This window comes from Bradyrhizobium hereditatis (assembly GCF_020329435.1).
Lineage (GTDB): Bacteria > Pseudomonadota > Alphaproteobacteria > Rhizobiales > Xanthobacteraceae > Bradyrhizobium > Bradyrhizobium hereditatis.
In genome coordinates this window covers 302,191-327,308 of sequence record NZ_JAGKJK010000009.1, presented here as the reverse complement: position 1 = coordinate 327,308, position 25,118 = coordinate 302,191, and the positions used below count along the sequence as shown (strand labels likewise).

Below are 25,118 nucleotides of genomic sequence, written 5' to 3'. Positions count from 1 at the left end.
TTCGGATAAGTGGTCTCAAGGGACGGCGACAATGGCGTCGGCACTAACTATTCAAGCTTCGTGCCAAGCCTCCCGCATCGCGAAAAGATTATTTATTTCAGTATATTGCGAGATAACTGCCGTAAAAAGCGGCACCGGTCAGGAACCAGTCATCGCATTCTAAACTTGCGATTCGCTCAATCCTTGTGCGACGCACAAGAATTGAGCAAGCTGTGCAAGACGCTGCCTTACGCGTCCTCGGCGGTCTTCGCCAGCATCGGTTTTGGCGCGTTTCCTTCGCCCGGCTTCATCCGAAATTCGTAGGTCATGAGGTGCCAGGGTTCGCCGGCTGGCTTGCCGTCCGGCATCCTCGGATCGCTGCGTTTCTCGATCTTCGCCACCAACTCGTCCTTGACCCCGAACACCACGTCGGAATCAAGATACTTGTCGCCTTCCATGAAGACGTGGGTGATCAGCGGCTGATAGCCTGATGCATTGACCAGGAAATGGATATGCGCCGGCCGCATCGGATGGCGGCGCGTCTGCAGGATCATCTCGCCAACGGGCCCATCGGTCGGAATCGGATAGCTGCACGGCAGAATGGTGCGAAAGTAGAACCTGCCATCGGCATCGGTGATGAAACGCGCCCGCGACGAGGGCCCCTGCGTTTCATAGGTTGGCTTCTGGGAATCGTAGAAGCCGTCACCGTCGGCGTGCCAGATGTCCACCGGCACATTCGCGAGCGGCTTGCCCTTGAGGTCGGTGACGCGGCTCTGCACGAACATCCGCTCGCCAGGCAGCTCGGCCGAAATATCCGTGCCATGCGGCGTCACCTTGTGCTCGCCGACATAAAACGGGCCGAGCACCGTCGTTTCAGTCGCGCCCTCGCGCTCCCTGTGATTGACGGCATCCACCAGCATCGACACGCCGAGCACGTCGGAGAGAAGAATGAACTCCTGCCGGATCGGCGTGCACTTCTGGCCGGTCCGGGTCAGGAAGTCGATCGCGTATTCCCATTCTTCGAAGGTGAGATCGGTCCTGCGGACATAATCGTGCAGCGACTTCACCAGTTCCTGCAGCAGGAATTTGGCGCGCGCATCAGGCGTGGCGTCGAAGCTGCGGATCACGGCGGCGGTCAGTTCGGTCTCACTGAATTGGCGCATTTTGCTGTCCTGCGAAATAAACGAAGTTGGCGCGAGCCTACACTACCGCCCCACTCTGGATAAGCATGGTCGGTTGGAACGGGAGACACTTTTCGGCTATCAAAGCCGTATCGCCCAGCCGGAGATCAGCGCCGATGTTAGCTCCCACCCCTGCCTCGCCCGAGCAAGCCGGAATGTCCCAGGCGGCGCTCGACCGCCTCGAAAACCACCTGAAGCAACGCTACATCGATGCCGGCCGCTTTCCGGGAACGCAGCTCCTGATCTATCGCCGCGGCAAAGTCGTCCATTCGATCTCGCAGGGCTTTGCCGACATCGAGCGCAAGGTGCCGGTCAAGGACGACACGATCTTTCGCATCTATTCGATGACCAAGCCGCTCACCAGCGTCGCCTTCATGATGCTGGTCGAGGAAGGCCGCGTCGCGCTCGACGAGCCCGTGCACAAATATATCCCAGCGTGGAAGAACCTCGGCGTGTTCGTGGCCGGCACGCACCCTGCGTTCCTGACCCGTCCGCCGTCGCGGCCGATGCTGATCGTGGACCTGCTGCGGCACACGTCCGGCCTGACCTACGGCTTCCAGCAGCGCAGCAATGTCGACGCCGCCTATCGCGAGAACAAGATCGGCGAAGTCATCAAGGCCGGCACACTGCACGGCATGATCGACGACCTCGCGAAAATTCCCTTGGAGTTTTCGCCGGGCGAAGGCTGGAACTACTCCGTCGCCACCGACGTGATCGGCTATCTTATCGGCGTAATCAGCGGCAAGCCGTTCGAGCAATTCCTGAAAGAGCGCATCCTCGATCCGCTCGGCATGCACGACACCGATTTCTTCGTCCCGAAGGAAAAGGCGCACCGTTTCGCGGCGTGCTATTCGGCCGATCCTGAGGCCGGTTTCAACCCGCTCGCCGCTGATCGCAAGGGCACGCTGACGCTGCAGGACGATCCGGCGACGAGCTCGTTCCTGGAGCCGCCTTCCTTCATCTCCGGCGGCGGCGGCCTGTGCTCGACGACGGCCGACTACCTCTCTTTCTGCCGGGCGCTGCTCAATGGCGGCGAACTCGGCGGCGTCCGCCTGCTCGGACCAAAAACCTTGAAGCTGATGATATCGAACCACCTGCCCGGCGGCGTGGATCTGCCGGCTATGTCGCGCTCGCTGTTCTCGGAAGCCGCCTATAACGGCATCGGCTTCGGGCTTGGCTTTGCTGTCACCATGAATCCGGCGCAGACGCTGATTGCCGGCAGCCCCGGTGAATACAATTGGGGCGGCGCGGCGACGACCTCATTCTTCATCGATCCCGCGGAAGAGCTGATCACGATCTTCATGACCCAGGTGCTGCCATCGAGCGCCTATCCCTTACGGCGCGAGCTGCGTACCATGGTGTATGCGGCTATCACGGACAGCAATGTCTGAGGCGGCGGCCGGGACGCATGGCGGAACCCGGCCTCCCTCCAACGCGCCTGAATACCCTAATTCATCCTCTTAATATCCTTGGCGAAATTCGGCGGCTTCTCCTATGCTTTGGGGACGTTGGGGGCCGATCCGGGGCTTGCGTTGCCGAAGCTTTCACTGCCAGTGCGTCTCGTCCTTCTGGTTGCGGGCACCACACTGCCGCTGATCCTTTTCGCGGCCGGCATCGTTTTCAACAACTACAAGCAGGACCGCCAGAACGCGACGCAACGGGTACTTGAAACGGTTCGCAGCATTCGCCTTGTGCTTGATGCGGAGATGCAGCGGATCACCGGCGCGCTGCAGGTGTTGTCGCTAACAGACGCACTACACAAGCGGGACTTCGAGGCATTCCGCCGCATCTGCCAGGGTTTCCTCGACCAGTATGGCGAAGGCGGCGTGGTGCTGGTGGCGGACCGCGACGGGCGCCAGGTTTTCTCCTCGCTCACGCCTGATACGGCAAGCCTGCCGCTCCGCAACAACCTGCCGATGGTCGAGAAGGTCTTCACGGAGAAGAAGCCGGTTTATTCCAACCTGTTCTTCGGATCGGTCAAGAAGCGGCTGATCGTGACAGTCGAGGTGCCCGTGATGCAGGACGACGAGGTGCTCTACGACATCTCATTCAGTCCACCGATCGAAATCTTCCAGGCGATGGTCGAGCAACAGCGCCCGAGCAAAGATTGGACGATCTCGATCTTCGACGGCGAAGGCATCAACTTTGCGCGAGTGCCCAACCCGCAGGAGACCGTCGGCAAGCGTGCATCGCCCTCGCTCCACGCGGTGATGTTCAAAAGTCCGGAAGCCACCTTCCCGACCGTATCGCTCGAAGGCGTGCCGCTGATCACGAGCTTTGCCCGCTCCTCGCTCACAGGCTGGACAGTCGCCGCCGGCGTTGCCGAAAGCTCGCTGGTCGCGCCGCTCTGGCGCAACCTCGCGATAACAAGCGTGATGGGCGCGGTTCTCCTGATGGTTGGTCTCGCCTTCGCGGTGCGGATGGCGACCCAGATCGCGCGCGGCGAGATGCTGCACAATCTCCTGATCGAGGAGCTCAACCATCGCGTCAAGAATACCCTTGCGGTGTTGCAGTCGATCGCCACCCAGACCTTCCGCAGCGCGAGCCGGGCCGAGCGCGAGAAGTTCGAGGGAAGGCTCGGCGCGCTGGCGGAGGCGCACAACCTTTTGAGCCAGGAGAAATGGCAGAGCGCGGAGCTGCGCGAAGTGATTGCCCGGGTGCTGCGGCCCTATCTGCTCAACAATGCGGAACGGGTGCGGATGTTCGGACCAGACGTTCCGCTGACGCCGCGGCTCGCCGTGGTGCTGTCGATGATCGTGCACGAGATCGCAACCAATGCCGCGAAATACGGCGCGCTGTCGAACGACACCGGGACCATCGCGGTGGATTGGGAAATCCTCCAGGAAGCCAACGGCCGCAAGCTGCGGCTGATCTGGACCGAGGCCGGCGGCCCGCCGGTCACCGCGCCGGTGCAGCGCGGCTTCGGCTCGCGGCTGATCGAGCGTAGCGCACGCGATCAGCTCGGCGGCGAAGCGACCGTCGACTTCCTGCCGCGCGGCGTGGTCTATACGGTGAGCTGCGCGCTCGATAAGGAGGAATAGGCGCGAGGCGCCTCGTCGCATGGCCAGGACCATCCTGAGCGCATAGGACGATCTCGCTATTTCTCAGAGGTTCCCTTGGTCGTCGCTCTCGTCCTGATCTTCATCATTGTCTACGCCGCCATCGCCCTTGAGCACCCGCTCAAGATCAGCAAATCCGCATCTGCGCTGTTCGGCGCCGGACTGTTGTGGACAGTGTATGCGCTGTCGATCGGCGACCACGGCCGAATTGGGCACGAGCTCGACCACAGCATCACGGCGACGGCACAGATCACGTTGTTTCTGCTCGGCGCGATGACCATTGTCGAAGTCATTGACGCGCATGACGGATTTGCGCCTATCACCTCTCGCATCCGCACGCAGCGGCTGACGAGCCTATTATGGCTCGTATCCGCAGTGACATTCTTTCTGAGCGCCATTCTCGATAATCTGACCACCACCATCGTGATGGTCTCGCTGATGCGAAAGCTGCTCGACTACGGCACGGAGCGGCTGCTTTTTGCCTCGATGATCGTGATCGCAGCCAATGCAGGCGGTGCGTGGTCGCCGATGGGAGATGTCACCACCACGATGCTGTGGATCGGCGGTCAGATAACCGCGACAGGAATCATCGCGGCACTGCTCCCTGCCTCTGTCGTGAACCTCCTGATTCCCTTGATCGCGGTGACTTTCAGGCTGAGGGGCAAGCCGTTCGCGGCGACGAGCACCGCTACTGAAACTTCGGACTTTCCGCCATTCGAGCGCAATACCATGCTCGCCCTGGGTCTTGGCGTTCTCGTACTGGTGCCGGCGTTCAAGCAGGTCACGCATTTGCCACCCTTCATGGGCGTCCTATTTGGGCTCGGCATCGTCTGGTTTGCCGGAGAAATCCTGCACAAGGACAAACCGCCTGAGGCGCGGGAAAGGCTGACACTCGCGCATGCGTTGAGCCGGATTGATCTCAGCTCCCTTCTCTTCTTCGTCGGCATTCTGCTCGCCGTGGCGACGCTGGAGCACGCCAAAATTCTTGAAGCGCTGGCCGGCTGGCTCGATCGCACGGTCGGACGTCAGGATGTCATCGTGCTGGCGCTCGGGCTATTGAGCGCGATCGTGGACAACGTACCGCTGGTGGCGGCGTCGATGGGAATGTACCCGCTCTCGCAATATCCGACTGACAGCTTCCTCTGGACGTTCATGGCCTATTGCGCCGGAACGGGCGGCTCGATCCTGATCATCGGATCGGCGGCTGGCGTGGCGGCGATGGGCATCGAGAACATCCAGTTCATCTGGTACATGCGCCGGATCGCATGGCTCGCAATGCTCGGCTATTTTGCCGGCGCAGCGGTCTATATCGTGCAATTCAGTCTGATGAACTGATGAGGACCCCATTAATCGCTGTCCGCGGCGAGCAACGCGCCGGACAAGCCGACGCACAACCCGCGATCGGTGGCGAACCGCACGATTACTTGAGCATCTCCGGCACGATGAGGCGCGGCAGGAACAGCGAAACGCTTGGCCAGATGATGACGGCGGCCAACACCAGCAGCATCGGGATCAGCATGATCACCGTGTCCTTCAGCGCATAGCGCAGCCGCACCCCAGCAATCGAACAGGCGATCATCAGGCACAGCCCATAGGGCGGCGTCACCAGGCCGAAGGCCAGCGACACGATCGAGATGATCGCGAACTGGACGGGATGCAGGTCGACCGATTTGGCCAACGGCTCCAGTACCGTGCCGACGATCACGATGGCCGGAATGGCATCGAGGAAGCAGCCGACGACCAGGAAGCAGAACGAGATGAAGAAGCCGGCAGCGATCGCGCCCATGCCCCAGGTCGAAACATTGGCCAGCAGCTCCTGCGGTATCTTGTAGTAGGCCAACAGCCAGCCGAAGGCGCTGGCGGTGCCGACGCAGAACAGCGCGACGCCGGCCAGCCGCCCGGTATCGAGCAGAGCTTTGTAGAGTTCGCGCCAGCCGGTCTCGCGGTAGAAGAATGCGGACAGCACGATTGAATAGAGCACCGCGACGCAGGCGGACTCGGTCGCGGTGAACCATCCGAGCAGGATGCCGCCGACGATGATAAACGGCGTCATCAATGCCGGTATCGACCGCCAGATGGCGTAAACGATATCGGTCCAGCTCGATTTCGGGTAGGTCGGATAGCCGCGGCGCACGGCATAGACATGCACCGTCGCCATCTGCGCGCCGGCAATCAGCAATCCCGGCACGATGCCGGCGAGGTACATCGCCGCGATCGAGGTCGAGATCAGCCCGCCCCACACGATCATCAGGATCGAGGGCGGGATGATCACCGCGAGCACGGCGGATACCGCGGTGATCGCGATCGAAAACGAGAGGTCGTAGCCCTCCTTGGATTGGGCATCGATGAAGATCTTGGACTGGCTCGCCGCATCCGCGGTGGACGAGCCGGAAATCCCGGCAAAGAACACGCTCAGCACGACGTTGATCTGCGCCAGCGACCCCGGCCAATGCCCGACCATCGAGCGCGACAACGCGACCAGGCGGTCGGTGATGCCGCCGATGCCCATCAGATTGGCAGTGAGGAGGAAGAACGGTACCGCCAGCAGGATGAACGAGTTGTAGGCGTTGAAGGTCTCCTGCGCGAGCGTCATGATCGACAGGCGCGGCTCGATCATGAGGATCGGCACGCAGGCAAGGCCGAGCGCGAAGGCAACCGGCACGCGGATGATGAGCAGGCCGATGAAGACGCCGAACAGGACCAGTGCGGCCTCTCCGGCAGAAAGAACATTGCCGCTCATTGCTTTGCCCCAAGCAGAATTCGCGTTTCATCAAGGATCTGTTCGCCCGCGAACACGATCCACGTCACGCCCGCGACCGGCCAGGCGACATGAATCAGCCAGAGCGGCAGGTCGGCCAGTTCGGAGGTCCGGTTCCAGGCAAACCGGGTAAATTCGAGCCCCGCCCAGACGAACACCACCGCCATCGCCAGCACGCCGAGCCGCGCGGCGATCCGCACCGCGGCTTCGCTCCGGCGCGACAGATTGGGCCAGATATCGACCTCGAAATGCTGGGATTCCCGGATCCCGACCATGGCGCCGATCATGATCGTCCAGACGAACAGGAAGCGCGCCATCTCCTCGGTCCAGATGTAGGACGGGATCAGGGAGGTGTAGCGCGAGACGATCTGCAGCGTGACTGGAACGATCAGAATGCCGACGCAGGCGGCGAGCAAAAATTCCAGCAGTTTTGCATAGGCCGCCGTCGCTCGGCGCCACAGCGACGGGGTGGACACAATAGGCATTTCAGTCATTGCGGCTCCGTCTCGGGTACCAGTGCGCCGATCCGGGCAAGAAGCTGGGCCTGCCCGGAAGCTGCCGGCGGTCGTCGATCTCCGGCGTAATCAGCGCAGCCGCGGCTTGATGTCTGCGCGCGATAAATACCGTCCCCCACCTTCCGGTTCATCCCCCGGCGACGTTTATCTTCTCGTAGATGCCCTCGGCACCGATTTCCTTGGCGTAAGTGGCCATCACGGGATCGGCGAGCTTCTTCATGGCGTCGCGCTCCTCGAACGGGATACGCTTGAGCTTGCCTGCCTTTTCCAGCGTGTCGAGCTTGACGACCTCCTCGCTCGATTCCAGCTGGCGGCCGTAATCGCCGGCTTCCTTGCCGGCCTTCATGATCGCTTCCTGCAGATCCTTCGGCAGGGTCTTGAAGGTCTTCACCGAGAAGCAGATCGGCCGGATCGACACCGCGTGCTGCGTCAGGTTGAGGTGCGGCGCGACTTCGTAGAACTTCATCGCCTCGACGCCGGCCGCCTCGTTCTCGCCGGCCGCGATCACGCCGTTCTGGATGGCGTTGTAGACCTCGTTATAGGCGATCACCGTCGGGCTCATGCCGACCGCCGCAAACGTCTTCGACCAGATCGGCGCGCCCTGCACGCGCACCTTGAGGCCCTTGAGATCGGCGAGGTTTCTGAGCGGCTTGTTGGCGAAGATGTTGCGGACGCCGCCGCCGGCATAGCCGATCAGGACGACCTCGGCTTTGGCCGCGACCTCGTCGGCGATCGGCGCCAGAATGTTCGCTTGCACCACCTTGTTCATGTGCTCGATGCCCTTGAACACAAAAGGTGCATCGATGAACGGCGCAGCCTTGGCGAAGGTCGACATGTGCGCCGGCGAGACGATGGCGTAGTCGACTGCTTTGCCCTGCGACATGTACTCGAAATACTGCTTTTCGAGACCGAGCGACGAGTTGCGGTGCAGCGTGAAGTTGACCGGCTTGCCGTAGTACTTCTTCACCAGCTCTTCGAAGCGGAGCAGCGCCCGGTTGAAGGCGTGATCATCATTGAACTGCACGGCCCCGTTGAGTGAGATCGGCGCCTGCGCCCGCAGGATCGATGGCATGCCCAGGATGCCGGCAGCAGCCGTCGCACCAAGGCCCGCAAGTACGGTTCTTCGCTTCATGGCGTTCCTCCCCTGTGATGGCCCGTCCCTTGTGAGCGGGACTTCGGCCTGGCCGACGACGCGGCGACTACTGCGAAGCGTATGCAAAACGGCGCGGCTGTGGAAGCCAATTTAAGTAGTAACAAACTGCAAACCGATGATCGCGATCATTTGCGCACCCCCAAGAGGCTCCGGCGGAAGCGGCCTTCGGCCCGCGCAAATAGTCCCGGGCCAATCGGCATTGCACCGGACGTGCGTCGCTGAAGTGAGTAGCGATCCGTGCCAACACCGCCGATGATGCTCATTGAATGGGCGCACCGACGCGCCGCAAATGTTGCGCAATGTCAGGTCGCATCCGCCTCGACCCTGCTCGACGACACTGCGCGATTTGCTGGATTCCGATAGTGCGTCAAACGCACCGCTTGCCGCAATTTCCCGATATGCCGATCTGGAGCCTGCGCTGAATTTTGCCGCATTTCGTCAGGCATCACCGCACACGGACTTAAGTGATGGCGCAGCGGCACGCGCTGAGCGAGGCCAATTTCGGCTGCAAATCCCGTAGAAATCCGGAGCCTGAACGCGACATAGTAAGCATGGCGGCCAAAATCTGTGGCCTTTGAACTCGCGGTGGTTGTGGTTCGACGAATATTTTGTCAAATGTAGGGGGCGGGGTTTTTGCCAATATGCCCCGGGTGCCGACAGCTTTAGGTAGTTGGCGACGCCGGTATCATGATGCTGCCAATACGCGCGAGCGGTTGGCTGCCATCCTGCAATCTCTCGGGATCCCCGTGTTCCCTTACAACTCGCGGGGTCCGGACTGGATTTGACAACGGCAAATATGGACGAACCCCTGACCTACTTTTGCCAGGGTTTCCCGATTGAAGGACGGTAAAACCAGAATGAACAGCAGATCAGCAGCGAAAAAGATGAAACAGCGCAGCGCCGGCAAACCCGATATCGAGTTGGGCAAGCGGATTCGCCTGCGGCGCGTAGAGCAGAAAATCTCTCAAGCAGAGCTCGGCGACAAGCTCGGCGTGAGCTTCCAGCAGGTGCAGAAGTACGAGAAGGGCGTCAACCGCGTCGGTGCTGCTCGCCTTCAACAGATCGCGACCGCGCTCGATGTGCCGGTGACCTTCTTCTACGACGGCGACAGCAAAGCGCGCGAAGTTGAGAGCCTGCTCTTCCTGGACAGCGCCTTCAGCCTGAGGCTGCTGCGCGCCTACAGCAAGATCAAGGACCAGACGGTGCAGCGTCAGTTGGTGTCCTTGATGGAATCGATCGCGGCCAACGAGGGCTAGGCAACATCGCGCCTGGATCGCAGCACCGCGGACCCGATCAGTCGACGCGAGAAATCGCCGGGTAGCCTGTTGCTGCGCTAGGCCTGATCTTGATCTGGCCGGGACAAGATCGTTGGTTACTACCGAAATGGCGGAGCCCGGCCGTATCGCCGCGAGACTTTGCGCGGCACGTTCCGGCGAATAGTCGTGCCTTCGATCGCCGCAAAATCTCCATCATCGTCACACCTATGCCGCCGCGCCGCCACGCGTGTGTCAGGCTTTGCGCGACCTCGCATAATCTTCCCGCACGGGGCTTGGGTCTTGACGCACGGAAGCGGCCGCAATTGACCTCGGCGCGGCGCCTGCCCGACAATGGACCAAGCCTGTCGACCGAAAGCCGCGAACCGATGCACGACGTCCCGAAATCCGCCGAAATCTCCCATGCTGACGGCAAGATCCTGCAAAGCGTCGGCGATGGCGTCGGCGTCATCACCTTCAACAATCCCGACAAGCGCAACGCGATGTCGCTCGAGATGTGGGAGGGGTTCGGCCATGCGCTGACCAGCCTGCGCGACGACGCTGCAGTCCGCGTCGTGATCCTGGTTGGCGCCGGCGACAAGGCCTTTGTCTCAGGAGCCGATATCAGCCAGTTCGAAAAGAACCGCCATAATGCGGCGGCCTCGGAGGAGTACTCGAAGCGAAGCGAGGCGCAACGCGCGCTGCTCGCAAGCTATCCGAAGCCGACGATTGCCTGTATCCGCGGCTTCTGTCTCGGCGGCGGCATGCAGGTCGCGATGCTCGCCGATATCCGTATCGCTTCCGACAACAGCCAGTTCGGCATTCCCGCCGCAAAACTCGGCATCGCCTATGGTTATGACGGCCTGCGCCATCTGGTCTCGCTGGTCGGGCCGTCCTGGGCACGGCTCATCATGTACACGGGCATGCGGATCGATGCGGCTGAAGCGCTGCGCATTGGCCTCGTCGACCGCGTGCTGCCGGACGCGGATTTATGGGATGCGACCATGGACATCGCGCGCACCATCTCGGGCAACGCGCCGCTCGCCATCAAGGCGGCCAAGATCACCATCGCCGAGGTGCTGAAGGACGAGAGCAAACGCGACATGGATGCGATCAAGGCGATCGGCCGCGCCTGCATGGACAGCGAGGATTTCCGAGAGGGCCGAACGGCTTTCATGGAGAAGCGGAAGCCGCAGTTCAAGGGGAAGTAAGATCGAATCCCGTAGCCTGGATGAGCGAAGCGATATCCGGGATTGTCGCCAGATCGAATGCCGGTCCCGGGTATCGCTGCGCTCACCCGGGCTACAAGCTACAACGCCGCCAGCACCGCCTTCGCAATATCCGCCGTGCCGTTGCTGCCGCCGAATTCCATCGGCTTGATGCCCCCGGCATAGGCCTTGTCCACCGCGCGCTCGATGCGCTCTCCGGCCTCGGCGGCGCTTTCGAGGCCGTGCTTTTCGGCGAGCCAATCCAGCATCATCGCGGCCGACAGGATCATCGCGGTGGGATTGGCCTTGCCCTGCCCCATGATATCAGGCGCGGTGCCGTGGCAGGGCTGGAACACGGCGTAGCGGTCGCCAATATCGGCAGAAGGCGCCATGCCGAGGCCGCCGATCAGGCCGGCGGCGAGGTCGGAGAGAATGTCACCGAACATGTTCTCCGTCACCATGACGTCGAAATCCCAGGGCCGCTTCACCAGCATCAGCGAGCAGGCGTCGACATAGAGATGATCGGCCCTGACGCCCGGATGACGCTTTGCGGCTTCATCGAACATCTCGCGAAAGAACGCGAAGGCCCTGAACACGTTGGCCTTGTCGACGCAGGTCAGCCCGCCATTCGCCTTGCCGCGCGCCTTGCGCCGCTCAGTGAGCTTGAAGGAAAACTCGAACAGCCGCTCCGAGGTCTTGCGGGTGATGACGAGCGTCTCGCGCGCATCGGCCTCCGTCACCACGCCCTTGCCCATCGAGGCGAACAGGCCTTCGGTCGATTCGCGGATGAGCACGAGATCGATGCCGCGCGCATCCGCGCCGACGATCGGGCTCGGCACGCCCGGGATCAGCCGCGCCGGACGCACGCCGGCGTAGAGGTCGAAATGGAAGCGCAGCTCGATCTGCGGCGCAATCTCGGTGTTATCGGGGTAGCGCACCGACGGCAGGCCGCAGGCGCCGAGCAGGATGGCGTCCGCCTCTTCGCATAGCCGTACCGTTGAGTCCGGCATCGACTTGCCGGTCGCGAGATAATTATTGGCACCGGCCGGCGCCTCGGTGAAGCGGAATTTGAGATCCGACCTCGCCTCGATCTTGCGCAGGACTTCCAGCGCCGGCGCCATCACTTCAGGGCCGATGCCATCGCCGCCGAGCACGGCGATGTGGAGGGCGTTATTTGCGGACATGGGAAACTACCTCAGCGGAATCGGACAGGAAGTTTTAGCTGTCATTGCGAGCCAACGAGTCGCACGAATGTGCGCCAGATGACAAGCTCCGCGAAGCAATCCATGTCACGGCACAGCGGATGGATGGATTGCTTCGCTTCGCTCGCAATGACGATGGCAGCAGCGGAGGCTACGGCGTCAGCACGGCGCGTCCAACCAATTTGCCCTTCTGCAGATCGGCGAGCGCTTCGTTGGCTTTCGCAAGCGGCATCGTGGTTACCGGGATCGGCGCGATCATCTTGTTGCGGACGAGTTCGAGCAGTTCCTGGGTCTCGCGCAAGTTGCCGACATAGCTGCCCTGTATCGTGATCGCCTTAATTGGGATGAGCGGCAACGGAAACGTGGCGCCGCCGCCGAACAGACCGACGATGACGAGCTTGCCGCCCTTGGTGAGGCAATCGAAGCCGAGTTGCGTGGTCTGCGCGTTGCCGACGAGGTCGATGACCGCGCGGATCGGACCGCCGGCCTTCTTCGCAAGCTGCTCCAGCGCGTCCGGCGCCTTGCCATCGACCGTGGCGAGCGCGCCCGCCGCCTCCGCCGCCTCGCGCTTGCGCGCATCGATATCGACAACGATGGCGCCCTTGCCGCCCATCGCCTTCAGCAGTGACAGCGCCATCAGGCCGAGCCCGCCGGCGCCGAAGATCACGATCGGCGAGTTGAAGGCGAATTCGACCTTCTTCAGCGCGCTATAGGTGGTTACGCCCGAACAGGCATAAGGCGCCGCCGTGACCGGATCAAGCCCCTTCAGGTTTAGGAGATATTTCGGGTTCGGGACCATCATGTGATCGGCATAGCCGCCGTCGCAATAGACGCCGAGCGAATTCGGCTTGATGGCGCACATGTTCTCGTCACCGCCGACACAGGTCGGGCATTTGCCGCAGCCGAGCCAGGGATAGACCAGCGCGACGTCGCCGATCTTGAGATCGCCCTTGTCGGCAGCGGTAACATCGGGCCCGAACGCCACGATCTCGCCGACCGTCTCGTGGCCCATCGTGCGCGGCAGCGAGACGCCGCGGTCTTTCAGCGACAGCGGCTTGCGGCCATGGCCGAGATCATAGCCGCCTTCCCAGATGTGAAGATCGCTGTGACAGACGCCGGCCGCCTTCACCTTGATCAGCACCTGCGTGCCCGTCGGCTGTGGGGTTTCCTGATCCACCTCTTTCAGGGGGGCGTTGAACTCGGCGACCTGAAAACTTTTCATCGCTTCTCTCCCGTCATTCTTGTTTTTGGCACCAGCCTTTCCTGCGCGCGGACATTGCCACGTCTAACTGATCGAGACAAACGCGCGGGCCGGCGCTCCGACTGTTCAGATCAGCGGGTGGTGGCACGCCGCGAACTGGCCGGGCGCGACGGCACGAAGCTCGGGCACCTCCGCACTGCATCGCGCATCCGCGCGGGGACAGCGGGTGCGAAATCGGCAGCCCGATGGCGGGGCAATCGGCGACGGCGGTTCCCCAACCGGCACTGACTCGGTCGGGCGAATATCCGGATCCGGCACAGGGATCGCCTCGATCAGCAGCGCGGTATAGGGGTGCGCCGGCCTCGCAAACAACTGCTCGGAAGGACCAACCTCGCAGAGCCGGCCGAGATACATCACCGCGACGCGGTCGCTGACCGCCTTCACGACGGCAAGGTCGTGTGCGATGAACAGCAGCGTCAATCCGAACCGTCCCTTCATCTCCTCCAGCAAATTGAGGATCTGGGCGCGGATGGAAACGTCGAGCGCGGAGACCGGCTCGTCGCAGACGATGAACTCCGGATTGAGAATGAGCGCGCGAGCGATGCAGATGCGCTGGCACTGTCCACCGGAGAATTCGTGCGGCAGCCGCCCGACTACGATCGCCGGATCGAGGCCGACGGCGCTGAGCACCTCTTCGACAAGTTGCTTGCGCTTCTCCGGATCCTTGACGCCTGCAATCACCAGCGGCTCGGCGACGATATCGCCGATCTTGCGGCGCGGATTGAGCGATGCGATCGGGTCCTGGAAGATCAGTTGCACGCGCCGGCGCATCTTCCGCAAAGCATCGCCGTGCATGGTCGTGAGATCGTGGCCGTCGAACAGCACCCGCCCCGCGGTCGGCCGGCGCAACTGCAGCACCGCCCGGCCCAGCGTCGATTTTCCGCACCCGGATTCGCCGACCAGCCCGAGCGTTTCACCGCGGGCGATCTGCAACGAGACACCTGATACGGCGTGAACGATTTTCTGGCCGACCGGATATTCCACGACCAGATCGTCGACAGTGAGCAGCGGCTCGCCCGAAACGGCGGACACGGCTTGCTGCATCATGCGCCGGCTCCCTCACGGATTTCGATCGGATGGAAGCAGGCGAACTGGTGCGCGCTGGTCTCCGCTGCCTCGAGCGCCGGCTTCTCGGTCCGGCAGCGAGCGACCGCATAACGGCATCGCGGCGCGAACGAGCATCCTTGCAGCGGCCGGGTCGGATCAGGTGGACGGCCCGAGATTGCCGGCAGCGGCGTGTGGGGCGCGGCATCCAACCTGGGCAGGGCCGCCAGCAGCGCTTCGGTATAGGGCATCCGCATCTTCTTGAACAAGGCGGCCGTCGGCGCGCGCTCGACCACCCGGCCGGCATACATGACGGCAACCTCGTCCGTACGGCCGGCGACGACGCCGAGGTCGTGGGTGATGATGATCATCGCCATGTGCCGGCGGCGCTGCTCGCGCGCCAGGAGATCGAGGATCTGCGCCTGGATTGTCACGTCGAGCGCGGTGGTCGGCTCGTCGGCGATCAGGAGTTTCGGTTCGCAGGACAGCGCAATCGCGATCGCCACCCGCTGCCGCATGCCGCCGGAAAGCTGGTGCGGATACTGCGCCAACCGCTGTTCCGGCGCGGGGATCCCGACCGCTGCGAGCAATTCGACGCTGCGCCTGGTGGCGGCGGCATCGTCCAGTTCAAGATGCTCCTGCAATGTCTCGATCAACTGGGTGCCGATGGTGAGCACAGGGTTGAGCGAGGTCATCGGATCCTGAAAGACCACCGCCAGCGAGCGGCCGCGAAGCTGGCGCAGCTTCTCCGCCGGAAGCCGCAAGAGGTCCTCTCCGTCGAACCTCACTCGGCCGGAGAGCTTTGCCTTCTTCGGCAGCAACTGCAGGATGGCGCGCGACAGCATGGTCTTGCCGCAGCCGGATTCGCCGACCACGCCGAGCGTCTGGCCCGCGCCGAGCGTGAGGTTCACCCGATCCACCGCGCGCAGATTGCCGCGCGGGGTCGGCAAGTCGACCACGACGTCTTCGACCGAAAGCAACACGTTATCAGTCACAGTGCGCCCTGCCGCGGATCGGTCAGCGCGCGCAAGGTGTCGCCGACCAGATTGAAGGAAAGCACGGTGAGGAACATCGCCGCTGCCGGCAGAAAGGCGAGCCGCGGCGCCACGTCGAGACTCTCGCGCCCCTCCCCGATCATGCTGCCCCAACTCGATATCGGCGGCGGCACGCCGAGGCCGAGGAACGACAGCGAGCCCTCGACCACGATGGTGATGGCGACGCCAAGCAGGAAGAAGGCAAACAGCGGCAGAATCACGTTCGGCAACAGCTCACGCAACAGGATACGCGCATGAGTGGCGCCGAGCGCCTGCGCGGCGATGACGAACTCGCGCCGCGACAGCGTCAGCGTGGCAGCCCGCGCCACCCGCATGAAAGCGGGGATGCCGAGCACGCCGAGGATGCAGGTCAAATTAAAGATGGACTGCCCGAGATAGGCGGTCACGGCCAGGGCCAGCACCAGCGGCGGAAAGGCCAGCAACACATCCATGCTGCCGACCACGCCCGACTCGAACCGGCCGCGGAAATAGCCGGCGAGCATGCCGAGTGCGCCGCCGATCGTGAGACCGATGACCGGCGCACAGAGGCCAACGACCAGCGATATCCGCGCGCCATAGACGAGGCGCGAAAGTTCGTCGCGGCCGAGCCCGTCGGTGCCGAGCCAATGCTCCGCCGAGAACGGCGCGCGTCGCTCCAGCATGTCCATGTCGGTTGGGCTCGGCAGCGGCAGCACAGGCGCCAAGACCGCCACCGCGAACACGAAAGTCATCCAGCCGATCGCCGCCCAGAACAGCACTCCAAGCCGCCGGCCCTTGCGTGCAGGCTGGCTTACCGCCTCCTCGGCAACTTCGAGTTCAAGCGTGGCCATGGCGAATCCTAGGATCGAGAACGGCGTAGAGCATGTCGACGATGAAGTTCATGATGACGAAACCGGCCCCCACCAGGAGCACTACCCCCTGCAGGATGATGAGGTCGCGCGTAAGGATCGCTCCGATCAGCAGCCGGCCGATGCCCGGGAGAGCAAAAATCGTCTCGACGATGACAGCACCGCCGATCAACCGGCCGATATTGATGCCGGTGATCGTAACAAGGGTTAGCGACGAAGGTTTCAGGGCATGCACGAAGAGGATCCTTGCCGGCGTCAAGCCTTTTGCCTTGGCGAGCGCGATGTAATCTTCCTGTAACGTCGCAATCATGTCTGAACGCAGCACGCGCATGATGGTCGGCCATTCCGCCAGCGCCAGCGTCAGCGAGGGCAGAACGAAGAAACGCAGATTGGCGAGCGGATCTTCGGCGAACGGCACGTAGCCGGTCGCCGGCAGCCAGCGCAGCTCGACCGCGAAAAGATAGATCAGGAGGATCGCCGACAGAAAGGTCGGCACCGACAACATACCAAAAGCAGTGCCGGTCATGAAACGGTCGAACGCGCCGCCGCTGCGCGCCGCACAGACGATCGCCAGTGGAACGCCGATTCCCAGAGCGCCGAGCTGCGCCAGGAGCATCAGTTCGATCGAGACCGGCAGACGCTCGGCGACGGCTTGAAGGACCGTCTGGCCGGTGCGGAACGAGCGGCCGAAATCGCCCTGCAGCACACCGCCGAGCCAGCTTATGTACCGCCACCAGATCGGCTGATCGAGCCCCATGTCGCGCCGCAACGCCGCGACGTTCTCCGGTGTCGCCTGATCACCGAGGATAGTGTAGGCGAGATCGCCGGGCAGCAGCGATGCGATCGAGAACGTCAGCAGCGAAACCGCAATCAGCACCGGCACGAGATACAGGAGCCGGCGTGCGACGAAGAACGCCATGAGCGGCTATTCCTTCCAGGTGCGCGATACGTCGATCACCCCGCTGTACATCTTGGGCAGTCCCTTGAGCTTTGCGCTCGAGATCGCGTAGTAGGTGTTCTGGAAAGTCCAGAACCAGATCGCCTCCTTGTTGATCAGCCGCGCGATCTCGCAATAGAGATCGACGCGCTTGTTCTGGTCGGCGGTGACCCGCGCGAGGTCAAGCAATTTATCGAGCTCCGGATTCGAATAATTGGCAAGCGCGACCGGGCTGCCGGTGCGGAAATTGGCATACATCTGGGTGTCAGGATCGGCGAGATCGACGATCCGCCAAGGCGTCATCTGGAACTGGCGCATGAAGGCGCGCGGCGGAATGGTCGCCTGATCGACCTGCTCGATCTCCATGTTGATGCCGGCGCGCTTCCACAATTGTTGCAGCACCTGGCCAACGGTGCGCCCACGGGGCGTCGCCGTGACGAGCATCTTGAACTCGACAGGCTTGCCGTAGTCCTTGATCAGCGCCTTGGCCTTCTCGAGGTCTTCGGGAAGTGCACCGTCATCCTTGCATTTGACCCAGGAGCCGTCGCCATAGGGATTGCTGGCCGGGCGAGACAAACCATTGGTGATCGCCTGTGACATCTTCTTGCGATCTAGCGCCATGACGATCGCCTGGCGCACGCGCACGTCGTCGAAGGGCGGGGTCTTGGTGTTCATGGCATACACCGCCGCACCCGAGCCGGCGTAGGTATGCACCGTCAGCTTGGAGTCCTTTTGCGCCTTTTGAATGTTATCGGCGGAAAATTCATCATCCCAGATCAGGTCGACCTCGCCGGATTGCAGGCTGGCAAAGCGCGATTGCGCGTCAGGCAGCGGCTTCAACGTGATGCGGTCGAAATAGACCTTGTCCTTGTCCCAGTAATCAGGGTTTTTCTCCAGGATCATGCGATCGCCGGCGGTCCAGGATTTCAGAATATAGGGACCGGTGCCGACAGGATTGCGGTTGTATTCTTCGCCCTTCGTCTTCCAAGCGGTCGGAGAGTGTATCGCGTTGGTCTGGCTCGCGTAGGAAACCAACGATGGAAAGTTCACCGAGGGGTCATTGAGGTTATAGACCACCGTCAGTTCGTCCGGCGCCTGAACGTTGTTGACGTTAGAGATATAGAAGGCGCAGCGGCACTTGTTGGCGGGATCCTTCTGCCGGTCGAAATTCGCCTTGAACGCTTCGGCGTTGAACGGCGTGCCATCGTGGAACTTGACGCCGGGGCGCAGCTTGAAGGTCCACATCTTGAAGTCCTCGGAGGGCTCCCAGGACAGCGCCAGCTCCGGCTGCGGCTTGCCGTTCGCATCGAGCGTGGTGAGCGTATCGAACAGCGCGGAAGATGCGGTGAGCGCCGCCGTGTCGTAAACGCCGACCTTCAACACATCAAAACCGGGAATATCGAGTTCGAGGCCGACGGTGATGCTGCCGCCCGCCTTCTGCGCACTGGCGGGCATTGCCGAAAACGCCATGCCAAATCCCGCCACAAGAAATATTCGCGCGAGCACGCTCGAACGGATCGCCGCCTTCATTGATGTTCCCTCCCGATATGCCGTTCGTCCGGTATTCCGGATCGCCGATTGCTTGCCCGCAAGATTGTCCGGAAACGCAGTCGCGGGCAAGGCCGTTCACAAGCTATGGATGAAAAGCCGCAGCTTTATGTTTCGCTATGCAGAGCGCGCCGTCAGGTGCTTGCGGCTACCTGCGCCTTTCCGGCAAAGGTTGCGATCTCATCGTCCGACAGGCCGGCTTCCTTCAGATAAGCACGCGTGTGCTCGCCGAGCGTCGACATGCGCGGCGCCGCAGACACTTTCGCTTCCGACATGCGGAATGGCAGATTGAGCACCTTGAAGGTGCCGCCGCCATCCTCGACTTCAGCCAATGCGCCGCGATGGGCGATCTGCGGGTCACGCAGCGCCTCGGCGACGGTGCGGTAGGCTGATGAAGGAACGCCGTGCGTATTGAGCGCGGCGAGGCACTGCGCAGTCGTCACCGTGCGCGACCACGCTTCCACACCTTCCATCAGGCTCACCCAGTTTTCCCGCCGATCGGAATATTTCGCAAAGCGCGGATCGCTCACCCACTCGGGATGACCGATCACCTGCATCAGGCTCTGGAAAGTTTTCTCGCTGGCGATCGCCATCATCACATAGCCGTCCGTGGTCTCGATCGGACCGAACATCGGCCGCTGCGTCGGCTTTACTTCGAATTGCGACCACTGCAGTTCGTTGAGCGTCAGGCTCAGCATCGATTCCAGCATCGAGACATCGATGTGCTGGCCCCGTCCAGTCGATGCGCGCTGATACAGCGCGGCCGAGATCGCGCCGAAGGCGTAGACGCCGGTCAGCACGTCGGCGTGATAGATGCCGCAATAGTCCGGCCGGCTGCGTCCCGGCTGGTAGGCCAGATGCGCCATCTCGTAGCCCGAGGCCGCGTGAATCACCGGCGCGTAGGCCGGCAGCTCTGCCGACGGGCCGGTCTGGCCGTAGCCGGAGATCGAGCAGTATACCAGTTTCGGACTAAGCCCTCGCAGTGAGTCGTAATCGAGCTTCAATCGCCGCATCACGCCCGGACGGAAATTCTCGACCAGCACGTCCGCCGTCGCGACCAGCCGGCGAACGGCCTCCAATCCCTTCGGCGATTTCAGATCCAGGACGAGACTGTTCTTGCCGACATTGAGCTGGCCGAAGGCAGTCGAGCAGTTATTGCGGACCGGCGGGCGAGTCCGCATCGTCTCGCCCTCCTCGGTCTCGATCTTGATAACCTCCGCTCCCATATCGGCGAGCATTCGTGTACAGTGAGGCCCGGCAATCGTGGTTGAGAAGTCGAGGACGCGCAGGCCCGCGAAGCTGCCTGTCAAATTCCTCTGATCATTGCCGGCTATGGTCATTTCGTAACGCTCCTTCGGCCGTTTGCGGCCATTCGTTTTGGTGGCGGCCGAGACCCTAAATTGTGCAGCCTTAACAGGAAAGTAGTTCTCCGAGGAACGACGGCCGGGAACGCGCGTTGTACGCGTGGAAGTTGGACCCATTCTTGCATTGGTTTCACCTGGATGAGCTTCGTTGAGTTTCATTGCGGATGGCACAGGGACATTTGCCTTGAAGGTCTTGTTCGTCACCACTGAAATGGATGACTTCATCCGGGTCGGAGGGCTTGCCGCCGTTTCCGCCGCTTTGCCCCGCGCGCTCCGCCGCTGGAGCGATGTCCGGATCATGCTGCCGGGCTATCACGACGTCGTCGAACAGCTCACCCATATTGAAATCGTTGGGGAATGCCCCTCCCTGGCGGAGATGCCGGCCTGCTCACTCGGACGAGCAGCGACCAAGGATGGTCTGCCGGTCTACGTCCTGCTCTGCCCGCAGCTCTACGACCGGCCAGGCAATCCCTATGGCGATGAATCGGGGCGCGACTGGCCGGACAACGACATCAGGTTCGGCCGCTTCGCATCCGCCGCAGCCGAGCTGGCCTCAGGCAACCTGGACAAGAATTGGGCAGCCGACCTGATCCATGCCAATGACTGGCAGGCCGCGCTGGCACCCGCCTATCTGGCATGGAAGGCCGTGAAGATCCCCTCGATCCTGACCATCCATAACCTCGCCTACCAGGGCCTATTCCCGCCGGACTCGCTGCGCAGGATCGGCGCGCCCGAGAGCTCGTTCCATATCGACGGGCTCGAGTTCTACGATCACGTGTCATTCCTGAAAGGCGGCCTCGTCTATGCCTCGCATCTGACCACCGTCAGCGCGACCTATGCGAAGGAGATCACGACGCACGAGCTCGGCTGTGGGCTGGAAGGCCTGCTGCAGAAGCGCTCGAATGCGGCGCAACTGACCGGCATATTGAACGGCATCGACGAAAGCTGGGATCCCAGCGCCTGTGCGCAGCTGGCGCAGACCTTCGCGCCCGGCGACTGGGAAGGCAAGCAGGCCAATGCCGACTACGTCCGCAAGCAGTTTGGCTTGGCGTTGTCGCGAGGTCCGTTGTTCGGCCTCGTTGCCCGTCTGGTGCACCAGAAGGGCATCGACCTCGTCCTGTCCGCCGCCGACGAAATCATCGAGGCCGGAGGGCAGATCGTGGTGACCGGCAGCGGCGAGCCGCAGATCGAAAAAGCGCTGGTCGACGCCCATCGCCGCCGGCCGAACGCAATCGGCGTTGTCATCGGCTTCAACGACGCGCAGGCGCGGCGTATTTTTGCCGGCAGCGATTTCACGCTGATGCCGTCGCGGTTCGAGCCCTGCGGGCTGAGCCAGATGTATGCGCAGCGGTTCGGATCGCTGCCGATCGGCCACCAGACCGGGGGGCTGGCGGAAACCATCAAGGACGGCGAAACCGGATTCCTGTTTCCGAAACCGTCCGCGGAGTCCTTCCTCGGCGGCGTCAGGCGCGCGTTCGAAGCCTACCGCGCCAAGGACAAGCTCGACGCGATGCGGCGCAGTGCGATGGCGCGTTCCTTTAGCTGGGATCTGTCCGCTTCGCTTTACAGCGCGCTCTATCGCAAGACCATCGCGCCCTCGATCGTGACGCCAGCTACTCTGCCGCTTCCGGCATGACTTCCACCTGCTCGTGCAGGACGACACCCGAGAGCGGATCGAATTCGCCGATCCAGGGCTGCTTTTCCAGCACCGCCTTGGTGTGACGGTAACCGGCATCCCAACGCTGCATGATGCCGGACGGGCTGAAATCGATATCCTTGGTGTGATCCTCGCGGCTGAGCTGGGGCGCAAGCAACCGCACGACATGCATCCGCGTCGGACAACCGTAGCCAGCGAGTTCTCTCACTTCCTGGCTGTTGCGCTCGGCTTCCGGCAGGCGCGCGGCGAGCTGGTTGATGACGTGTCGCAGCCGATGCGCCTGCTGCTGGCGGGCGATGTGGCTGGCGATCCGGCTCGAATACTGCACGTCCTTGTGCCGGTTCAGCACCTCCGCCATCGTGGTTGGCTCAGGACCGGATGGATTCCACAGATGCACGGCGAAGATCAGCGAGTTCTTGCGCGGGTTGTCGTCGAACACGGCTTCCGTCGGCGTGTTGGATAATATGCCGCCATCCCAATAAAGCTCGCCGTCGATGCGCACCGCGGGGAACGCCGGCGGCAGTGCGCCTGAGGCCATGACGTGCCTGACGCCAAGCTCGCCGTCGCGGCTGTCGAAATAGCGCATCCGGCTGGTGCGGACATGGGCGGCGCCGACGGTCAGCCGCGGCCTGCACTGATTGACCAGATCGAAATCGACCAGCTCCGTCAACGTCCGCTCCAGCGGCGCAGTGGAATAGTAGCCGGCATGGTCGGGTCCGAGCGGATAGGAGTCGCCGGCATGGGCCAGCGGGTTAGGCCGGAAGAAACCGGGAATGCCGTGGGTCACGGTCGACCAGTACGCGAGTTTTTCGTTGAAGCCGGGAAAGATGTCACGAAAATTCCAGACCGGGTTCTGCTCCATCCGCTTCCAGAACTCACGTAGGCGCGGCAACCGATTCGGCGGCAAGTTGCCCGCGATCAGGCTGGCATTGATCGCCCCGATCGAGGTGCCGATGATCCAGTCGGGTTCGATCCCAGCCTCATTGAGCGCCTGGTAGACGCCGGCCTGGTAGGAGCCGAGCGCACCGCCGCCCTGCAGCACCAGGACGACCTGACCGGATTCGGAACTGGCCCGCGCTCTGATGTTGGGCGATGAAGAGACTTCCCTTGCATCGTGCATGTCACGCTCCTTGAATCTCTTTCAATGTGCGGTCCAGCCGCCATCGACCGGCAGCGCGATGCCGGTGATCGACGCCGCCGCATCGCTGGCGAGAAACACCGTAAGCGCGCCCAATTCCTCCACCGTGGCGAAGCGCTTGTTCGGCTGCTGCGCCAGCAGCACGTCGTGAATGACCGTTTCGCGGGAAATGCCGTGCGCCCTGGCCTGGCCGTCGATCTGCGCCTCGACCAGCGGCGTGTAGACGTAACCCGGGCAGATCGCGTTGCAGGTGATGCCGTCTTCCGCCGTCTCCAGCGCGGCAACTTTGGTGAGGCCTATGATGCCGTGCTTGGCCGCGACATAGGCCGCCTTGAAGGGCGAAGCGACGAGACCGTGTGCCGAGGCGATATTGATGATGCGGCCGAACTTGTTCTGACGCATTGCTGATAGCGCCAGCCGCATGGTGTGAAACGCCGACGACAGGTTGATCGCCAGAATCGCGTCCCATTTTTCGGGCGGAAACTGCTCGAGCGGCGCGACATGCTGAATGCCTGCATTGTTGACGAGGATATCGAGCCGGCCGTGACTGGCGACAGCGGATGCGATCATCTCGGCTATCGCTTCCCGGCTCGTCATGTCGGCCGCGGAATAGCTGACCACGACGCCGCAATCGGCTGCGATCTGCTCGCGGGTCCTGGCGATTTCGGCCGCCATGCCCAAGCCATTCAGAACTACCGCCGAGCCGGCCTCCGCCAGCGCCCAGGCGATCCCGAGCCCGATACCGCTGGTCGAGCCCGTCACCAGTGATACCTTGCCGGCCAGCGGCCGCGCAGCTGCAACACCTTGCGATTTGAGCTGGATATTCATGGCGGTCCTTTTCAGGTGGGATTTCGCTGCTGCCACCCTGCCCGGCCACCTTCATTTCAGGAAATGCCGTTTGGCTTTCAAAACCATAGGCCGCTGCTATGGCGGTTATGGTGTCGTCACCTCATACGATCGGTTACGGTGCGATCGAGACAGACCGGGGCACGGCCATGGAGATGCATCAGGTTCGCTATTTTCTTGCGGTTGCACGCGTGCTCAACTTCACGCGCGCCGCTGACGAGTGCAACGTCACGCAGCCGTCGCTGACGCGGGCGATCAAGCAACTGGAAGCCGAACTCGGCGGCGATCTGTTCCGCCGCGAGCGTCCCGCCGCGCAACTGACCGAGCTCGGCCAGCGCATGCATCCGCTGCTCAAGCAATGCTACGAGGCGGCCACCGGGGCGCGCGAGCTTGCCTCCTCCTTCAAGAGCGGCGAAGTCGGCGCGCTCCGGATAGCGCTCACCCATTCCGTCGACCTCTCGCTGCTGATTCCGCATCTCGACCAGATCAAGCGAATGTTCAATCGCCTGGAGTTTCGCTTTCTGCGCGGCAATGCCCGCGAGGTCGCGGAATATCTCAAAAGAGGCGAAGCCGAGCTCGGCATCGCCGCCGAGATCAGCGAGGAATGGGATCGGCTCGACACTTGGCCGCTGTTCACCGAGAATTTTCAACTCGTCGTCAACAGGAATCATCGGCTGGCGGCGCGCGAAAAGATCGATTTCGGCGATCTTCGTGCCGAGCAGCTGCTGTCGCGCAATTACTGCGAACATGCCGCGCGCGTGAACAGTTCGCTGCGTGAGCACGGCCTCGACGTCGATCGCTGTCATGAGATTGCGTCCGAGCGCGATCTGATCGCGCTCCTGGAGGCCGACATCGGCGTTGCGGTGGTGCCCGATACCGCATCACTTCCGCCGACGCTGAAGCGTGCCAATGTCGAGGGACTGGATGCGCGACGAACGGTCAATCTCTACGGCGTCGCCGGGCGCGAACGGACTGCGGTGGCATCCGCCGTGATGCGCATGCTGCGCGGCGCCAATTGGCAGCAATTTATACGCAATGAGGGAACCAGATAGGCTTGGTTCGAAGCAATTCGTCTTTTCTCAGTCCGAGGTGTCCGGTCCAGCCCTGGGACTGATCCATTGTGGAACCGCCTC

General features: G+C 62.5%; 21 protein-coding genes. 7 read left to right on the top strand and 14 right to left on the bottom strand.

The features are described 5' to 3' along the window. Nucleotides 1–227: 227 nt before the first annotated feature. On the bottom strand, nt 228–1,142 hold the full coding sequence (locus J6524_RS22660; RefSeq protein ID WP_225674566.1) for an intradiol ring-cleavage dioxygenase: 915 nt from the start codon (nt 1,140–1,142) through the stop codon (nt 228–230). Nucleotides 1,143–1,276: 134 nt separating this feature from the next. On the opposite strand from J6524_RS22660, the gene J6524_RS22655 reads away from it, so the two are divergent. From J6524_RS22655 to nhaD, 3 genes are all read left to right on the top strand, one after another. Then, entirely contained in the window at nt 1,277–2,551 is a 1,275-nt protein-coding gene (locus J6524_RS22655) for a serine hydrolase domain-containing protein (RefSeq protein ID WP_225674564.1), read from the top strand. A gap of 141 nt (nt 2,552–2,692) precedes the next feature. Further along, nucleotides 2,693–4,201, top strand: a complete 1,509-nt coding sequence (locus tag J6524_RS22650) for a sensor histidine kinase (protein ID WP_225674563.1) — start codon at nt 2,693–2,695, stop codon at nt 4,199–4,201. Between the two features lie 75 nt (nt 4,202–4,276). Continuing rightward, the gene (gene nhaD / locus J6524_RS22645) at nt 4,277–5,554 is read left to right on the top strand and encodes a sodium:proton antiporter NhaD (protein ID WP_225674561.1); all 1,278 of its coding nucleotides are present in this window, start codon (nt 4,277–4,279) and stop codon (nt 5,552–5,554) included. 85 nt (nt 5,555–5,639) lie between these two features. On the opposite strand, the gene J6524_RS22640 is transcribed toward nhaD, so the two are convergent. The 3 genes from J6524_RS22640 to J6524_RS22630 all read right to left on the bottom strand — a co-directional run bounded on the left by J6524_RS22640 (nt 5,640) and on the right by J6524_RS22630 (nt 8,624). Beyond that, nucleotides 5,640–6,959 (bottom strand): TRAP transporter large permease, encoded by a 1,320-nt coding sequence (locus J6524_RS22640; protein WP_225674559.1) that lies wholly within the window; start codon nt 6,957–6,959, stop codon nt 5,640–5,642. Continuing rightward, a complete protein-coding gene (locus tag J6524_RS22635; protein WP_225674557.1) occupies nt 6,956–7,471 on the bottom strand; it encodes a TRAP transporter small permease in 516 nt (171 codons plus the stop codon). Before J6524_RS22635 ends, J6524_RS22640 begins: the two co-directional genes overlap by 4 nt. A gap of 148 nt (nt 7,472–7,619) precedes the next feature. Then, entirely contained in the window at nt 7,620–8,624 is a 1,005-nt protein-coding gene (locus J6524_RS22630) for a TRAP transporter substrate-binding protein (RefSeq protein ID WP_225674555.1), read from the bottom strand. A gap of 905 nt (nt 8,625–9,529) precedes the next feature. On the opposite strand from J6524_RS22630, the gene J6524_RS22625 reads away from it, so the two are divergent. Then, nucleotides 9,530–9,901, top strand: a complete 372-nt coding sequence (locus J6524_RS22625) for a helix-turn-helix domain-containing protein (protein ID WP_376700250.1) — start codon at nt 9,530–9,532, stop codon at nt 9,899–9,901. A 386-nt stretch (nt 9,902–10,287) separates the two neighbouring features. Next, entirely contained in the window at nt 10,288–11,109 is an 822-nt protein-coding gene (locus J6524_RS22620; protein ID WP_225674639.1) for an enoyl-CoA hydratase, read from the top strand. Between the two features lie 98 nt (nt 11,110–11,207). Here J6524_RS22620 and J6524_RS22615 read toward each other — a convergent pair whose 3' ends face one another. The 8 genes from J6524_RS22615 to J6524_RS22580 form a co-directional block, all read right to left on the bottom strand. Further along, a complete protein-coding gene (locus J6524_RS22615; protein WP_225674553.1) occupies nt 11,208–12,290 on the bottom strand; it encodes an isocitrate/isopropylmalate dehydrogenase family protein in 1,083 nt (360 codons plus the stop codon). 169 nt (nt 12,291–12,459) lie between these two features. Next, complete coding sequence (locus J6524_RS22610) at nt 12,460–13,530, bottom strand: alcohol dehydrogenase (protein ID WP_225674551.1); 1,071 nt, start codon at nt 13,528–13,530, stop codon at nt 12,460–12,462. A gap of 105 nt (nt 13,531–13,635) precedes the next feature. Continuing rightward, nucleotides 13,636–14,616 carry an ABC transporter ATP-binding protein gene (locus tag J6524_RS22605; RefSeq protein ID WP_225674549.1) on the bottom strand — a complete coding sequence of 327 codons (981 nt, stop codon included), beginning with the start codon at nt 14,614–14,616 and terminating at the stop codon, nt 13,636–13,638. Continuing rightward, nucleotides 14,613–15,608, bottom strand: a complete 996-nt coding sequence (locus tag J6524_RS22600; protein ID WP_225674547.1) for an ABC transporter ATP-binding protein — start codon at nt 15,606–15,608, stop codon at nt 14,613–14,615. Before J6524_RS22600 ends, J6524_RS22605 begins: the two co-directional genes overlap by 4 nt. Beyond that, nucleotides 15,605–16,477, bottom strand: coding sequence for an ABC transporter permease (locus J6524_RS22595; RefSeq protein ID WP_225674545.1), 873 nt, complete (start codon nt 16,475–16,477; stop codon nt 15,605–15,607). Before J6524_RS22595 ends, J6524_RS22600 begins: the two co-directional genes overlap by 4 nt. Beyond that, complete coding sequence (locus tag J6524_RS22590) at nt 16,464–17,414, bottom strand: ABC transporter permease (RefSeq protein WP_225674543.1); 951 nt, start codon at nt 17,412–17,414, stop codon at nt 16,464–16,466. Before J6524_RS22590 ends, J6524_RS22595 begins: the two co-directional genes overlap by 14 nt. 6 nt (nt 17,415–17,420) lie before the next feature. After that, nucleotides 17,421–18,962 carry an ABC transporter substrate-binding protein gene (locus J6524_RS22585; protein ID WP_225674541.1) on the bottom strand — a complete coding sequence of 514 codons (1,542 nt, stop codon included), beginning with the start codon at nt 18,960–18,962 and terminating at the stop codon, nt 17,421–17,423. A 152-nt stretch (nt 18,963–19,114) separates the two neighbouring features. Then, the gene (locus J6524_RS22580; RefSeq protein WP_225674539.1) at nt 19,115–20,320 is read right to left on the bottom strand and encodes a CaiB/BaiF CoA transferase family protein; all 1,206 of its coding nucleotides are present in this window, start codon (nt 20,318–20,320) and stop codon (nt 19,115–19,117) included. Between the two features lie 208 nt (nt 20,321–20,528). On the opposite strand from J6524_RS22580, the gene glgA reads away from it, so the two are divergent. Further along, nucleotides 20,529–21,980, top strand: a complete 1,452-nt coding sequence (gene glgA / locus J6524_RS22575) for a glycogen synthase GlgA (RefSeq protein ID WP_225674537.1) — start codon at nt 20,529–20,531, stop codon at nt 21,978–21,980. On the opposite strand, the gene J6524_RS22570 is transcribed toward glgA, so the two are convergent. Together J6524_RS22570 and J6524_RS22565 are read right to left on the bottom strand one after the other, a co-directional pair. Then, a complete protein-coding gene (locus J6524_RS22570; RefSeq protein ID WP_225674535.1) occupies nt 21,958–23,121 on the bottom strand; it encodes a patatin-like phospholipase family protein in 1,164 nt (387 codons plus the stop codon). The genes glgA and J6524_RS22570 overlap by 23 nt on opposite strands. A 21-nt stretch (nt 23,122–23,142) precedes the next feature. Continuing rightward, the gene (locus J6524_RS22565; protein WP_225674533.1) at nt 23,143–23,967 is read right to left on the bottom strand and encodes a 3-hydroxybutyrate dehydrogenase; all 825 of its coding nucleotides are present in this window, start codon (nt 23,965–23,967) and stop codon (nt 23,143–23,145) included. 167 nt (nt 23,968–24,134) lie between these two features. On the opposite strand from J6524_RS22565, the gene J6524_RS22560 reads away from it, so the two are divergent. Further along, on the top strand, nt 24,135–25,037 hold the full coding sequence (locus J6524_RS22560; protein WP_225674531.1) for a LysR family transcriptional regulator: 903 nt from the start codon (nt 24,135–24,137) through the stop codon (nt 25,035–25,037). The last annotated feature ends 81 nt before the right edge of the window (nt 25,038–25,118 follow it).

Bases quoted from the DNA above. Each gene is read 5' to 3' on its own strand.
- J6524_RS22660 (WP_225674566.1), bottom strand. From the start codon at position 1,142: ATGCGCCAATTCAGTGAGACCGAACTGACCGCCGCCGTGATCCGCAGC.
- J6524_RS22655 (WP_225674564.1), top strand. From the start codon at position 1,277: ATGTTAGCTCCCACCCCTGCCTCGCCCGAGCAAGCCGGAATGTCCCAG.
- J6524_RS22640 (WP_225674559.1), bottom strand. From the start codon at position 6,959: ATGAGCGGCAATGTTCTTTCTGCCGGAGAGGCCGCACTGGTCCTGTTC.
- J6524_RS22635 (WP_225674557.1), bottom strand. From the start codon at position 7,471: ATGACTGAAATGCCTATTGTGTCCACCCCGTCGCTGTGGCGCCGAGCG.
- J6524_RS22630 (WP_225674555.1), bottom strand. From the start codon at position 8,624: ATGAAGCGAAGAACCGTACTTGCGGGCCTTGGTGCGACGGCTGCTGCC.
- J6524_RS22625 (WP_376700250.1), top strand. From the start codon at position 9,530: ATGAAACAGCGCAGCGCCGGCAAACCCGATATCGAGTTGGGCAAGCGG.
- J6524_RS22620 (WP_225674639.1), top strand. From the start codon at position 10,288: ATGCACGACGTCCCGAAATCCGCCGAAATCTCCCATGCTGACGGCAAG.
- J6524_RS22615 (WP_225674553.1), bottom strand. From the start codon at position 12,290: ATGTCCGCAAATAACGCCCTCCACATCGCCGTGCTCGGCGGCGATGGC.
- J6524_RS22610 (WP_225674551.1), bottom strand. From the start codon at position 13,530: ATGAAAAGTTTTCAGGTCGCCGAGTTCAACGCCCCCCTGAAAGAGGTG.
- J6524_RS22605 (WP_225674549.1), bottom strand. From the start codon at position 14,616: ATGATGCAGCAAGCCGTGTCCGCCGTTTCGGGCGAGCCGCTGCTCACT.
- J6524_RS22595 (WP_225674545.1), bottom strand. From the start codon at position 16,477: ATGGCCACGCTTGAACTCGAAGTTGCCGAGGAGGCGGTAAGCCAGCCT.
- J6524_RS22590 (WP_225674543.1), bottom strand. From the start codon at position 17,414: ATGGCGTTCTTCGTCGCACGCCGGCTCCTGTATCTCGTGCCGGTGCTG.
- J6524_RS22585 (WP_225674541.1), bottom strand. From the start codon at position 18,962: ATGAAGGCGGCGATCCGTTCGAGCGTGCTCGCGCGAATATTTCTTGTG.
- J6524_RS22580 (WP_225674539.1), bottom strand. From the start codon at position 20,320: ATGACCATAGCCGGCAATGATCAGAGGAATTTGACAGGCAGCTTCGCG.
- J6524_RS22570 (WP_225674535.1), bottom strand. From the start codon at position 23,121: ATGCACGATGCAAGGGAAGTCTCTTCATCGCCCAACATCAGAGCGCGG.
- J6524_RS22565 (WP_225674533.1), bottom strand. From the start codon at position 23,967: ATGAATATCCAGCTCAAATCGCAAGGTGTTGCAGCTGCGCGGCCGCTG.
- J6524_RS22560 (WP_225674531.1), top strand. From the start codon at position 24,135: ATGGAGATGCATCAGGTTCGCTATTTTCTTGCGGTTGCACGCGTGCTC.